At 71.3% G+C, this 13803-nt stretch carries 11 protein-coding genes; all 11 read right to left on the reverse strand.

Translation table 11 applies throughout. The features are described 5' to 3' along the window. Positions 1–5: 5 nt before the first annotated feature. Complete coding sequence (pgeF, locus tag ACFYO9_RS12970; protein ID WP_358777420.1) at positions 6–737, reverse strand: peptidoglycan editing factor PgeF; 732 nt, start codon at positions 735–737, stop codon at positions 6–8. Beyond that, positions 734–1975: a cell division protein FtsZ gene (gene ftsZ, locus ACFYO9_RS12975; RefSeq protein ID WP_358777421.1), complete on the reverse strand. Its 1242-nt coding sequence runs from the start codon at positions 1973–1975 to the stop codon at positions 734–736. Before ftsZ ends, pgeF begins: the two co-directional genes overlap by 4 nt. A gap of 275 nt (positions 1976–2250) precedes the next feature. Then, a complete protein-coding gene (locus tag ACFYO9_RS12980) occupies positions 2251–3051 on the reverse strand; it encodes an FtsQ-type POTRA domain-containing protein (RefSeq protein WP_358777422.1) in 801 nt (266 codons plus the stop codon). A gap of 14 nt (positions 3052–3065) precedes the next feature. After that, entirely contained in the window at positions 3066–4160 is a 1095-nt protein-coding gene (murG, locus tag ACFYO9_RS12985; RefSeq protein WP_355813558.1) for an undecaprenyldiphospho-muramoylpentapeptide beta-N-acetylglucosaminyltransferase, read from the reverse strand. Between the two features lie 6 nt (positions 4161–4166). Next, the gene (ftsW, locus tag ACFYO9_RS12990) at positions 4167–5477 is read right to left on the reverse strand and encodes a putative lipid II flippase FtsW (RefSeq protein WP_388666249.1); all 1311 of its coding nucleotides are present in this window, start codon (positions 5475–5477) and stop codon (positions 4167–4169) included. 49 nt (positions 5478–5526) lie between these two features. Then, a complete protein-coding gene (gene murD, locus ACFYO9_RS12995; protein ID WP_355813561.1) occupies positions 5527–6951 on the reverse strand; it encodes a UDP-N-acetylmuramoyl-L-alanine--D-glutamate ligase in 1425 nt (474 codons plus the stop codon). Between the two features lie 5 nt (positions 6952–6956). Next, complete coding sequence (gene mraY, locus ACFYO9_RS13000) at positions 6957–8027, reverse strand: phospho-N-acetylmuramoyl-pentapeptide-transferase (protein WP_355813563.1); 1071 nt, start codon at positions 8025–8027, stop codon at positions 6957–6959. After that, positions 8024–9439 (reverse strand): UDP-N-acetylmuramoyl-tripeptide--D-alanyl-D-alanine ligase, encoded by a 1416-nt coding sequence (murF, locus tag ACFYO9_RS13005; RefSeq protein WP_355813567.1) that lies wholly within the window; start codon positions 9437–9439, stop codon positions 8024–8026. The genes mraY and murF overlap by 4 nt, the downstream gene beginning before the upstream one ends. A gap of 4 nt (positions 9440–9443) precedes the next feature. After that, complete coding sequence (locus ACFYO9_RS13010) at positions 9444–11123, reverse strand: UDP-N-acetylmuramoyl-L-alanyl-D-glutamate--2,6-diaminopimelate ligase (protein ID WP_358777423.1); 1680 nt, start codon at positions 11121–11123, stop codon at positions 9444–9446. A gap of 26 nt (positions 11124–11149) precedes the next feature. Beyond that, complete coding sequence (locus tag ACFYO9_RS13015) at positions 11150–13108, reverse strand: penicillin-binding protein 2 (protein ID WP_358777424.1); 1959 nt, start codon at positions 13106–13108, stop codon at positions 11150–11152. A 5-nt stretch (positions 13109–13113) separates the two neighbouring features. After that, positions 13114–13719 carry a septum formation initiator family protein gene (locus ACFYO9_RS13020; RefSeq protein WP_358777425.1) on the reverse strand — a complete coding sequence of 202 codons (606 nt, stop codon included), beginning with the start codon at positions 13717–13719 and terminating at the stop codon, positions 13114–13116. Positions 13720–13803 lie beyond the last annotated feature (84 nt).

Below are 13803 nucleotides of genomic sequence, written 5' to 3' on the forward strand. Positions count from 1 at the left end.
CCCTATCAGTCCAGCCAGACATAGCCCGCGAGACGACCGGTGGTCCGGTCGCGGCGGTACGAGAAGTGGTCACCGGATTCCAGGGTGCACACCGGCGACTGCTCCCGGTCCACCACCCCGAGCCGCTCCAGCTGGGCGTGGACCCCGGCGGTCACGTCGACCGCGGGCGTGCCCCAACTGGTTTCGGCGTACGCCGTCGGCTCGACGGCGGCGACATCGGCGCGCATCGCCTCCGGCACTTCGTAGCACCGGCCGCAGACCGCGGGTCCGGTGCGGGCGACGATGCGCCCGGGGTCCGCGCCGAGCTCCACCATCGCCTCGACAGCGGCGGGCACGACGCCCGCCAGCATGCCCGGCCGGCCCGCGTGCGCCGCGGCCGCGACCCGGGCGACCGGGTCGGCGAGCAGCACGGGCGTGCAGTCGGCGGTGAGGACGGCGAGGGCGAGGCCGACGCGGGCGGTCACCACCGCGTCGACGGCGGGGAGCTCGGCGTCCGGGCCCCAGGGCCCTTCGACCACCGCGACCTCGCGGCCGTGCACCTGGTGCATCCAGACGACGTGGTCCGGTTCGACGCCGAGGGACGTGGCGGCCAGCGCGCGGTTGGTGCGCACGGCTTCGGCGTCGTCGCCGACCGCGCCGCCGAGGTTGAGCTCTTCGTACGGAACGGCGCTCACCCCGCCCCACCTGTCGGTGAAGGCGAAGTGCGCGCCGCTCACGGTGCTGTGCTTGCTTATCACTTCAAGAAGTCCGGCACGTCCAGCTCTTCGGCCTGGCTGTCCTGGTAGGGACGGGCCGGCGGGACCTGCGGCGGGGTCGACGGCGCGGACGGGGCCTCGTTCGCCGGGGCCGACTCGGCCGGCTCCGGGGTCGAGGGCTCGTCGCGCGGCGTGACGCTGCCGAGGCCGCCGAAGGCCGGGCGGGACGATTCGGCGGGCCGGGACGGCGTCGAGGCGGCGGACGGGGCCGACTCCTCGCGCTTGGCCGAGCCGGACGTCGAGCCGAGGACGGTGTCCCGCTTGGACGGCGGCTGGCCGCCGTCGAAGCCCGCCGCGATGACGGTGACCCGGACCTCGTCGCCGAGCGCGTCGTCGATGACCGCGCCGAAGATGATGTTGGCCTCGGGGTGCGCGGCCTCGCTGACCAGCTGGGCCGCTTCGTTGATCTCGAAGAGGCCGAGGTCGGAGCCGCCGGAGATGGAGAGCAGGACTCCCCGTGCTCCGTCGATGGACGCCTCCAGGAGCGGCGAGGAGATCGCCATCTCCGCGGCGGCCACCGCGCGGTCGTCGCCGCGGGCCGAGCCGATGCCCATGAGCGCCGAACCGGCCTCGGACATGACCGACTTGACGTCGGCGAAGTCGAGGTTGATCAGGCCGGGTGTGGTGATGAGGTCGGTGATGCCCTGGACACCGGAGAGCAGGACCTGGTCCGCCGACTTGAAGGCGTCGAGGACGGAGACCTGGCGGTCCGAGATGGACAGGAGCCGGTCGTTGGGGATGACGATGAGGGTGTCGACCTCTTCGCGCAGCTCCGCGATGCCGTCCTCGGCCTGGTTGGCCCGGCGCCGGCCCTCGAAGGTGAACGGCCGGGTGACCACGCCGATGGTGAGGGCGCCGAGCGAGCGCGCGATGTTGGCGACGACGGGTGCGCCGCCGGTGCCGGTGCCACCGCCTTCGCCGGCGGTGACGAAGACCATGTCGGCCCCCTTGAGGACCTCCTCGATCTCCTCGCGGTGGTCCTCCGCCGCCTTGCGGCCGACGGCCGGGTTGGCCCCGGCGCCGAGGCCGCGGGTGAGTTCACGGCCGACGTCGAGCTTGACGTCGGCGTCGCTCATCAACAGGGCTTGCGCGTCGGTGTTGATGGCGATGAACTCGACGCCCTTGAGACCGACCTCGATCATCCGGTTGATGGCATTGACACCACCGCCGCCGACACCGATGACTTTGATGACTGCGAGGTAGTTCTGCGGTGCTGCCACGTCGAAGGCCTCTCGCCTCGAGTTACGTGTCGCCGTTTCGCATCGATGCGATGCGGCGACTGATGCCGAATGGGACGGTCCGAACGCCGACCCGAACCCTAACGCTGAAGTTTAGGGTTACCAGTGTGTCTGTTCCTTGGACTCTTCCGAACAGGACACTAAGTCGACAAGTGGCGCACGTTCAACGAACACGCCGAACCTCCCGTTTTTCTTTTCACCCTATGTGATCAGCCGTAGCGCTGCCGAACCAGGGTGCTGGCCTGCGACGATATGCGTCAACTCCCCGACGATGCAGGGGCGGTGGGGACGCTCACATCGAAGTGGCTTGCCTTCGGAGCTGCTTTCATGAGTGCGATGAGGGTGCCGGCTTTCGTCCGGCCCTTCTCGCCGCTGCCCCATGCCACGGTGCGCCCACCGCTCAACTCCAGCGAGATGGCGTCGAACGAGCGGACCTTGACGGTCCGGGTGGCCCCGGCGACCGTCGGGGGCAGATCGCCCGCGACCCGCACCGCCTCGCGCAGCAGCCGGTCGGTGCCGAACCGGCGCAGGCTCGCCGCCCCGCTCTCCCGGTCCGGCGCCAATTCGAGCCGCGGCACCGCCTTCGGCGCCTGATCGACCGTGGCGAATCGCACTCCCTTGGCGTCCACTTCGACGAACTTTCCGCCCTTTTCGATGAGAAGAACGGGCTTGCGTTCCGTCACTTTGAGTCCGATTCCGTGCGGCCAGGACCGGACGACGTCAACCGAGTCGATGCGGGGCAATTTCGATCGCAACCGGTCTTCGACGGCTTCGGTGTCGACCGAAATCAGTGGTGCCCCGACGGGGGCGTCGGCCGCCTCGCGCACCTCGCGGGGCGTCAGCACCTCGGTGCCCGACGCCTTCACGTGCTCCAGGCGGAGCAACTGCGAGCCGTAGAGCACCCAGACGCCGCCGGCGCCGAGCAGCACGACGAGCACCAGAATGACAATCAGGGTGCGCGAGCGCGGCAGCCGCCGCAGTGCCGGGCGGCGGACGCGCGGCGGGCGGGGCGGGCCGGACTTCTTCTTCTGCCGTTCGGCGGTGGTCGGTCCGGCCACGGTCCCCTGCCTTCTCACGCGTTGCGGCGTGACGCAATCGCCTCGTACACCATGCCGACGAGGAGGTCGTCGGCGTCCCTGCGGCCGAACTCCGAAGCGGCGCGGGACATCTCGTACAGCCGGTGCGGATCCGCCAGTACGGGCAGGACGTTGCCCTGGACCCACTCCGGGGTCAGTTCCGCGTCGTCGACGAGGAGTCCGCCGCCCGCCTTGACCACCGGCTGGGCGTTGAGCCGCTGTTCGCCGTTGCCGATCGGCAGCGGGACGTACGCGGCGGGCAGCCCGACGGCGGAGAGTTCGGCCACGGTCATCGCGCCCGCGCGGCAGAGCATCATGTCGGCCGCGGCGTACGCGAGGTCCATCCGGTCCACGTACGGTACCGGGATGTACGGGGGCATCCCCGGCATCTGCTGCACCTGCGGCAATTCGTTCTTCGGGCCGACCGCGTGCAGGATCTGGATGCCCGCACGCTGCAGCACCGGAGCGGCCTGCTGGACGACCTCGTTGAGCCGCCGTGCGCCCTGTGAGCCGCCGGAGACGAGCAGCGTCGGCAGGTTGGGGTCGAGGCCGAAGGCGGCGCGCGCCTCCGGGCGGACCCGGGCCCGGTCCAGCGTCGCGATGGTGTGCCGCAACGGGATGCCGATGTAGCGGGAGTTGCGCAGCTTGCTGTCGGGGGTGGCGACGGCCACCCCGTGGGCGTACCGCGAGCCGATCTTGTTGGCGAGGCCGGGCCGCGCGTTGGCCTCGTGCACCACGATCGGCGTCCCGGTCCGCTTGGCCGCGAGGTAGCCCGGCAGGGCCACGTAGCCGCCGAAGCCGACGACGCAGTCCGCCTTGGTGCGCTCCAGGATCTGCTCGGCCGCCTTGATGGTGCCGCGCAGCCGCCCCGGGACGGTGATCAGCTCAGGGGTGGGCTTGCGCGGCAGGGGTACGGCCGGGATCAGCGCCAGTTCGTAGCCCCGCTCGGGTACGAGTCGGGTCTCGAGTCCACGCTCCGTGCCCAGGGCCGTGATGCCCACGGTCGGGTCCTGCCTCCGCAGGGCGTCCGCGAGGGCGAGCGCGGGCTCGATGTGGCCGGCGGTCCCCCCACCGGCGAGTACGACATGCACCGAAATTCACCGCTCTCCGGACGAACGCGCCGTGACGCGCCGTCTCATCGTGTTCCATCTCACCCGAGGTTGCCGCATGGCCAGGGCCGCCTTCGCCGCCGGGTCCGATCGCGCGAAGGCGATGAGGAGTCCGATGGCGAACATGGTCGGCAGCAGGGCCGAACCCCCGTAGGAGAACAGCGGGAGCGGGACACCGGCGATCGGCAGCAGACCGAGCACCGCACCGACGTTGATCACGGCCTGCGCCGTGATCCAGGTGGTCACGCCTCCCGCGGCATACCTCACGAAGGGGTCCTCCGTGCGTCCGGCCACGCGGATACCCGCATAGCCTAGAGCCGCGAACAGGGCGAGCACCGACAGTGTCCCTGCCAGGCCGAGTTCCTCCCCTGTGATGGCGAAGATGAAGTCGGTGTGCGGTTCGGGCAGTTGACCCCATTTTTCCACACTGGCGCCGAGTCCGGAACCGAAGAATCCGCCGGAGGCAAGGGCGTAGATGCCGTGCACCGCCTGCCAGCACTGGTCTCCGGGACCCGGATCGGTGGCGCCGATGCAGGCGAGCCTGGCCATCCGGTTGGGGCTGGTCTTGATGAGAATCACACCGAGCAGGGCCGCGATGCTGAGCACACCGGCGAAGAGCCGGGTGGGTGCGCCCGCGAGCCAGAGCAGTCCGAAGAGGATCGCGGTGAGAATGATCGCGGTGCCCATGTCGCCGCCGAGCATGATGAGTCCGAGCAGCATGAAGGCGACCGGGACGAGCGGCACCAGCATGTGTTTCCACTGGGTCAGCAGCCGCTTGTCGTGTTTACGGGCGAGCAGGTCGGCGCCCCACAGCACGAGGGCGAGCTTGCCGAACTCACTGGGCTGCAGCTGGAACGGGCCACCCAGATAGATCCAGTTCTGGTTGCCGTTGACGCTGCGCCCTATCCCCGGGATCTGTACGAGGACCATCAGGAAGACGGTCACCGCGAGGATCGGGTAGGCGAGCGCGCGGTGCAGCTTGATGGGCATCCGCATGGCGACGAGCAGCAGACCGGTGCCGAGCACGGCCGCCACGAACTGCTTGCGGAAGAAGTACGAGGCGGGCAGGTTCAGCTGCAGCGCCTGGATCATCGACGCCGAGTAGACCATCACCAGGCCAAGCACGGTGATGAGCAGGCTGCTGCCGAAAATCAGGTAGTACGCGGTGAGCGGCCGGTCCCAGGCCCGCCTGAGCCGGGCGTAGAGCCGCCGGGGCCCGCTCTCGCCCGGAGGGTGGGAGGCTCCTCTGGCACGCACCGGAGCCGGTCGTTTGGCGACCCGCACGGAAGACCTGGCCACGTTCCCCTCCCAAGGGTGTGCCCGGCGCCCCGCCGGGCGGTCGGCCCGGTCAGGCGCGCGTGGCGCCGAGTTCGCGGACGGCGTCCGCGAACGCTTCACCACGCTTGTTGTAGTTGGTGAACATGTCCATCGACGCACAGGCCGGGGCCATCAGGACGGTGTCCCCCGGCCGGGCCAGCTCCGCCGCCCGCCGTACCGCCTCGGACATCGCCCCAGTGTCGGTCCGGTCGAGGTCGACGACCGGGACCTCGGGGGCGTGTCGCGCGAGGGCTTCACGGATCAGCGCGCGGTCGGCGCCGATGAGGACGACGCCGCGCAGCCGCTTCGCCGCGGCGCCGACGAGCTCGTCGAAGGTGGCGCCCTTGGCGAGGCCGCCGGCGATCCAGACGATCGGCTCGTACGCCGCCAACGACGCCTGTGCGGCGTGGGTGTTGGTGGCCTTGGAGTCGTCGATGTAGGCGACGCCCGCGACGTCGGCGACGTGCTCGATGCGGTGGGCGTCGGGGCGGAAGGCGCGCAGCCCGTCGCGGACCGCGGTGGCCTCGACGCCGAAGGCGCGCGCGAGGCCCGCCGCGGCCAGCGCGTTGGCGATGTTGTGCGGCGCGGGCGGCCGGACGTCGGTGACCTCGGCGAGCTCCTGCGCCTGCTTCTGGCGGTCCGGCACGAAGGCACGGTCGACCAGGATGCCGTCCACGACGCCGAGTTGCGAGGGCGCGGGCGCGTTCAGCGTGAAACCGATGGCGCGGCAGCCCTCCTCGACGTCGGCCTCGCGGACCAGGTCCTCGGTGGACGGCTTGTCGGTGGCATCGACGTTGTAGACGCACGCGACCTGGTTGCCCTCGTAGATGCGGCCCTTGTCGGCGGCGTACGCCTCCATGGAGCCGTGCCAGTCGAGGTGGTCGGGCGCGAGGTTGAGGACCGTCGCGGAGTGGGCGCGCAGCGAGGGCGCCCAGTGCAGCTGGTACGAGGAGAGCTCGACGGCGAGCACGTCGTACGCGTCGTCGCCCTCAAGGATCACGTCCACGATCGGGGTGCCGATGTTGCCGACCGCGGCCGTGCGCAGGCCGCCGGCGCGCAGGATCGAGGCGAGCATCTGTGTGGTCGTGGTCTTGCCGTTGGTGCCCGTGACGGCGAGCCAGGGCGCCGCGCCGGGGCCGCGCAGCCGCCAGGCGAGCTCGACGTCGCCGATGACGTCCACGCCTGCCTCGGCGGCCGCCGCGAAGAGCGGCGAGGACGGCTTCCAGCCCGGCGATGTGACCACCAGGTCGGCGCCATCGGGCAGCGTCTCGGCGTCTCCCAGCCGTACGGTGACGCCGTCGGCCCGCAGCGCCGCGGCGCGCTCCTCGTGGGCCGCTCCCGCGCCGCCGTCGACGACGGTGACCGACGCGCCGAGGCCGGCCAGGGCGCGGGCGGCACTGATGCCGCTCACGCCGAGACCGGCGACGGTGATGTTCTTGCCCTGCCACTCGGACACAGTGGTCACTTTTCGGCTGCCCATCCCGCGTAGAAGAGACCGAGGCCGACGATCACGCACATGCCCTGGATGATCCAGAAGCGGACCACGACAAGGACCTCGGACCACCCCTTGAGTTCGAAGTGGTGCTGCAGCGGCGCCATCCGGAAGACGCGCTTCCCGGTCAGCTTGAACGAGCCGACCTGGATGACGACCGACATGGTGATCATCACGAAGAGGCCGCCGAGCAGCGCGAGGAGCAGCTCGGTGCGCGAGCAGATCGCGAGGCCGGCGAGCGCGCCGCCGAGGGCCAGCGAGCCGGTGTCACCCATGAAGATCTTGGCGGGCGAGGTGTTCCACCACAGGAAGCCGAAGCAGGCGCCCATCAGCGCGGAGGCCACGACGGCGAGGTCGAGCGGGTCCCTGACCTCGAAGCAGGCCTGCGGGTTGGTCAGCGTGACCGCGTTGGCGCACGACTCCTGGTACTGCCAGACGCCGATGAAGGTGTAGGCGCCGAAGACCATCACCGAGGCGCCGGTGGCGAGGCCGTCCAGGCCGTCGGTGAGGTTCACGCCGTTCGACATCGCGAGGATCATGAACAGCGCCCAGACCACGAACAGGACCGGGCCGATCGACCAGCCGAAGTCCGTGACAAACGACAGCTTGGTGGAGGCCGGGGTCTGGTTGCGGTTGTCCGGCCAGTTCAGCGCGAGCACGGCGAAGCCGATGCCGACGATCAGCTGGCCCGCCATCTTGGCCTTGGCGCGCAGACCGAGCGAGCGCTGCTTGACGATCTTGATGTAGTCGTCGAGGAAGCCGACGAGGCCCATGCCCGCCATCAGGAAGAGCACCAGGAGGCCGGAGAGCGTGGTCTCCGTGCCGGTGATGATCTTCGTGAGGAAGTAGGCGATGAGCGTGGCCAGGATGAAGGCGATACCACCCATGGTCGGCGTACCGCGCTTGCTGTGGTGCTCGCGCGGGCCGTCGTCCCGGATGAACTGGCCGTAGCCCTTGCGGGCCAGGAGTTTGATCAGCAGCGGGGTGCCGACCAGGGTCAGGAAGAGCCCGATCACGCCCGCGAAGAGGATCTGCCTCATCGGCCGGAGACCTGCCCCTCGGAAGACCCTGCGCCGTCGTCGAGCAGCGCCGTGGCGACCTTCTCTAGACCGACCGACCTGGACGCCTTCACCAGCACGACGTCTCCCGGGCGCAGCTCGCTGCGCAACAGGTCGATCGCCGCCTGTGCGTCGGACACGTGCACCGACTCCTCACCCCACGAACCCTCGTTGTATGCGCCCAGTTGGAGCCAGGACGCTTCCCTGCCCCCGACTGCCACGAGCTTGCTCACGTTGAGCCGGACGGCCAGGCGTCCGACCGCGTCGTGTTCGGCGAGACCCTCGTCCCCGAGCTCGGCCATCTGACCGAGCACCGCCCACGTACGGCGTCCCTTGCCCATGGCCGCGAGCGCGCGCAGGGCGGCTCGCATGGACTCGGGGTTCGCGTTGTAGGCGTCGTTGACGACCGTCACGCCGTCCGGGCGCTCGGTGACCTCCATCCGCCAGCGGGACAGCGTGCCCGCCTCGGAGAGCGCGAGGGCGATCTCGTCCACGGACATGCCCAGCTCATGGGCGACGGCGGCCGCGGCAAGCGCGTTCGACACGTGGTGCTCACCGTACAGCCGCAAGGTCACGTCGCTGCACCCGGAGGGTGTGTGCAGCGTAAAAGCGGGCTGTCCGTTCTCTGTGAGCCGGACATTCTCCGCGCGTACGTCGGCGTCGTCGGCCTCTCCGAAGAGGAGCACGCGGGCCTTCGTGCGCGACGCCATCGCGCGGACGAGGGGGTCATCGGCGTTGAGCACGGCGGCGCCGTCCGCGGGCAGCGACTCGACGAGCTCGCCCTTCGCGATCGCGATCTGCTCGCGGCCGCCGAACTCGCCGATGTGGGCGGTGCCGACGTTCAGGACGAGGCCGATCTTCGGCGGCGTCAGCTCGGTGAGGTACCGGATGTGGCCGATTCCGCGCGCTCCCATCTCCAGGACGAGGAACCGCGTCTCGTCCGTGGCGCTGAGCGCGGTCAGCGGCAGGCCGATCTCGTTGTTCAGCGAGCCCGGCGTGAAGACCGTGGGCGCCTTGCGCCGCAGCACCTGCGCGAGCAGGTCCTTGGAGCTGGTCTTGCCGACGGAGCCGGTCAGCGCGACGAGGGTGGCGCCGAGTCGCCGCACGACGTGGCGCGCGAGGGCGCCGATCGCCGCCTGGACGTCGTCGACGACGATCGCGGGCACGCCGACGGGCCGCGCGGCGAGCACGGCGACGGCGCCGGCGGCGACCACGTCGGCCGCGTAGTCGTGGCCGTCGACACGCTCGCCGACGAAGGCGACGAAGAGGCTTCCGGGCTCCACCTCACGGGAGTCCCGGACGACGGGTCCGGTGACCTGGACGGCCGGATCCGGTATGTCGTACGTCTGCCCGCCGACGACGTCTGCGATCTCGGCGAGGGAGAGGGCGATCACAACTTCATCCCTGGGTTTGCTGGATAGCTTCGCGAAGCACCTGGCGGTCGTCGAAGGGACGTACCACCCCGGCGATGTCCTGTCCCTGCTCGTGGCCCTTGCCGGCGACGAGGACGGTGTCGCCCGGCTCCGCGCGGCGGACGGCCGCGCGGATGGCGGCCGCCCGGTCCTCGAACACGGCGACGTCGCCGCGCTCGTGGGCCGGCACCTCGGCGGCGCCGGCGAGCATCGTGGCGAGGATCGCGAGGGGGTCCTCGCCACGGGGGTTGTCGGAGGTCAGTACGGCGGTGTCGGCGAGCCGGGCCGCGGCCGCGCCCATCGGCATCCGCTTGGTCTTGTCGCGGTCGCCGCCGCAGCCGAGCACGATGTGCAGCTTGCCCTCGGTGACCTTGCGCAGCGCGCGCAGGACCGATTCGACGGCGTCCGTCTTGTGCGCGTAGTCGACGACGGCGAGGTAGGGCTGGCCGGCGTCGATGCGCTCCAGGCGGCCCGGGACGCCGGGCACCGCGGCGACACCGTCGGCGGCCTGCTGCGGGTCGATCCCGGCGACGGCCAGCGAGACGATCGCGGCGAGCGTGTTGGCGACGTTGAAGGGGCCCGCGAGCGGCGACGTGGCGGTGATCCGCTCGCCCTTGGGGCCGACCGCGACGAACGTGGAGTCGAACAGCCGGACGTCGACGTCCTCCGCGCGCCAGTCGGCGTCCGGGTGCCCCTCCGCGGAGAAGGTGGTGACGGGCACCTCCGACTCGGTGATGAGCCGACGCCCGTACTCGTCGTCGAAGTTGACCACCCCGAGCCGCGAGCGGCGCTCGGTGAACAGCTGCGCCTTGGCCTGGAAGTAGTCCTCCATGCCGGAGTGGAACTCCATGTGCTCCGGGCTGAGGTTGTTGAAGACGGCGACGTCGAAGACGCAGCCGTCCACCCGCCCGAGCACCAGCGCGTGGCTGGAGACCTCCATGGCGACCGCCTCGACGCCGCGCTCGCGCATCACCGCGAACAGGGCCTGCAGATCGGTGGCTTCGGGGGTCGTCCGCTCCGACTTGATGCGCTCGTCACCGATGCGCATCTCGACCGTGCCGATCAGCCCGGTCGAACGGACGCCCTTGAGGCCGCCCTCGATCAGGTACGCGGTGGTCGTCTTGCCGGAGGTGCCGGTGATGCCGATCTGCAGCAGGTCGCGGCCGGGGTGGCCATAGACCGTCGCGGCCAGTTCGCCCATGTGGGCGCGCGGGCTGTCGACGACCAGGACCGGCAGGCCGGTCGCGGCCGCGCGGTCGGCGCCGGTCGGGTCGGTGAGGATGGCCGCGGCACCGAGGTCGGCGGCCTGCGCGACGAAGTCGGCGCCGTGCATCCGGGCGCCGGGCAGCGCCGCGTAGATGTCGCCGGGGCGCACCGCGCGGGAGTCGTGCGTGATGCCGGTGATCTCCGTGCTGCCGGCGGTGGCCGGGGCTCCCGGGGTTCCCGGTTCGGCGACGCCCAGCTGTGCTGCGAGCTCCGTCAGTGCGGCCGGTGAGACCTGGACGGGCCGCGGCGGTCCCGGATATGTCACGGGAGCGCCCTTCTGGGTGGTTTGGGACTGATCAGCGTGTGGCACGGCGGTGAGCGTACCGGGCGCACCCCCCGTGGGGCGAAGTGAGGGGCGTGGCGCGGGGTGGTTCCCCGGGTCCGGGGTGATCGTTGTCACGGGCGGTTCCTGGTGGTCCGTCGGTCTCAGGGCTTGAAGGTCACCGGGAGGCGGGCCGGGGCTCCTCCGGTGGGCGGGACTTGGAGCGTCTTGAGGGCGAACTCCATGACTTCCTTGTAGATGGGGCCGCAGATCTGGCCGCCGAAGTAGCTGCCCCTGGTGGCGTTCTGGATCGCGCAGTAGACCGTGACGCGCGGCTTGTCGGCGGGGGCGAAACCGGCGAAGGACGAGGTGTAGCCCTTGTAGCGGCCGGTCGCCGGATCGACCCGGTTGGCCGTACCGGTCTTGCCCGCGACGCGGTAGCCGGGGATGCGGGCCTTGGTGCCGGTGCCCTCTTCGTCGTCGACGACGGACTCCAGCATCTGCGACACGCTCTTCGCGGTCTTCTCGCTGACCACCCGGGTCTTCTTCGGCCGGGGCGCGGGCGCGAAGCGGCCGTCGGGGCCCTTCGTGCCGCGCACCAGGGTGGGTTCGACGCGTACGCCGCCGTTGGCGATGGTCGAGTAGACCGAGGCCGCCTGCATGGCGTTGATCGAGAAGCCCTGGCCGAACGGGATGGTGAACTGCTGCGAGGTGGACCACTTCTTGGCGGGCGCGAAGATGCCGGAGGTCTCGCCGGGGAAGCCGAGCCCGGTCTCCTTGCCGATGCCGAACTTGCGCAGATACGAGTAGAGGACCTGGTTGGCCTCCTTCTGCGTCTTGCCCAGCTCGCCGGTGGCGAGGATCGTGCCGATGTTCGAGGACTTGGCGAGCACGCCGTTGAGCGTCAGCTGCCAGGTCGGGTGGTCGATGTCGTCCTGGAAGAGCCGGTCGCCCCGGTGCAGGCGGTTGGGCACCGTCACATGGGTGCCGGGGGTGGCGGCGTCCTCCTCCAGGACGGCGGCCATCGACATGACCTTCGCGGTGGAGCCGGGCTCGAACGCGTCCTGGAGGGAGGCGTTGCCGAGCGCGGCGCTGTTCGCCTCCGAGAGGTCGTTCGGGTCGAAGCCCGGGGCGTTGGCCATCGCCAGCACCTCGCCGGTCCGCGTGTCCTGCACTATCACGTACCCGCGGTCGGCCTTGGACTTCTCGACCTGCTCGGTGATGGCGTTCTGCGCGGCCCACTGGATGTCGCGGTCGATGGTGAGCTCGACGTCCGAGCCGGGCACGGCGGGCGTCTCCGTGGAGCCCGCGGTCGGCACCCTGCGGCCGCCGGACTGGGCGTACTTGATCTTGCCGTCCTCACCCGCGAGCCGCTTGTCGAGCTGCTGCTCCAGGCCGCCCGCGCCCTTGCCGTCGGCGTTGACCCAGCCCAGTATCCCGGCGGCCAGCTCGTCGTTGGGGTAGACCCGCTTGCTGCTCGGGTCCGCGAGGACGCCGGCCAGCACGTTCGGGGAGTCCGGGTCGGTGCCCGCCCGTTCGGCGAGCGCGCCGCGCAGGTCCTTGATCTGCTTCCACACCTGGGGGGTCTGGCGGCGGGCCAGCAGGACGTAACGGGTGTCCGGGGTCTTGAGCTTCTTCGTCAGCTCGTCGACGGACTTGCCGAGGATCGGGGCGAGCAGCGCGGCCGCCTGCTCGGGCGCGTCCTCGGTCTTCATCTCCTTGGGCGTGAAGAGCGTGGGGTCGGCGGTGATGTCGTACGCGTCCACGCTGGCGGCCAGTTCGACGCCGCCGCGGTCGGTGATGCGGCCGCGTTCGGCGGCCAGGGTGTGCGTGAAGTAGCGGTTCTTCTCGGCCTTGGCCGCGTACGCGCTGGCATCGACGGCCTGCACCTGGAGCAGTCGTACGACGAACGCCAGCATCACCAGCGTCAGACCGAGGCTGACCATGCGCAGCCTCGGCCGGGGGCTGCCGAGGCGGATGGTGCGCGCCTTGCCCTTGCCCGCGGTCCTGCGCTGCGCGGGTCGGCCGCCCGGCGTCGGGCGGCGCGGGGCGCCGGACCGGGCGGAGGGGGCGGGCTTCGCGGGCCTGGGCACCCGGCGTCGCGGGGGTTCCCTGTCGGACACGTGCGTCACCTGCCGGAGGTCGTCGTGGGGGCGGGCGCGGGGGCGGCGGGCGCCTGACCGGCGGGGTCGGGCGCGGGCGCGGTGGGCGGGGCGGGCGGCTGGGCGCCGGGCGCCGGGGCGGGCGGGTCGGGGATGGGGCCGGGTCCCTGCGGTGCGCCGGGTGGTGCGGCCGGGACCGAGACGGTGGCCGCGGGGGACGCCACCTCCTGCGGGCGCGGCGCCGGGTAGCCGAACGAGGAGGGCTTGGCCGTGGCGGCGCCGGGCACGCCCCGGACCGTGCCGTCGGGGTCGAGGAAGGCCGGGTCGCCGCCGGGGACCATGCCGAGCTCGCGGGCGCGGCGCTGCAGGGCCTCGGGTGCGGCGTAGCCGTCCACGTCGCGCTGGAGCTCCTGCTCCTCCTCGGTGAGGTCCTTGGTCTGCTTCTTCAACTCGCTGAGCTGGAACGAGCCCTCGTTGAGCGCGGAGTTCAGGATGAGCAGCGTGATGAGGCCGCTGCCCAGGAGCAGCACGACGAGGAGGACGAAGGGGGTGCGCGCGGCCTGGTTCGGCCCCTGCGGCAGCAGCCGCGCGAGGCGGGCGGCCCTCCCCCGCAACTCGGGCTTCTTGCTCATGGAGCCTCCTCGCGGACTCTGATCAGCGGGTTCTGCTCGGCGGGCGGTGCCCGGGGGCCGGTGGGGGCCACGGCCTGCCCGCCG

This window comes from Streptomyces sp. NPDC005863, from assembly GCF_042871345.1.
Lineage (GTDB): Bacteria > Actinomycetota > Actinomycetes > Streptomycetales > Streptomycetaceae > Streptomyces.

Excerpts from the sequence above, each read along its gene's own strand:
- mraY (WP_355813563.1), bottom strand. The coding sequence starts at position 8,027 with ATGAGGCAGATCCTCTTCGCGGGCGTGATCGGGCTCTTCCTGACCCTG.
- ACFYO9_RS13020 (WP_358777425.1), bottom strand. The coding sequence starts at position 13,719 with ATGAGCAAGAAGCCCGAGTTGCGGGGGAGGGCCGCCCGCCTCGCGCGG.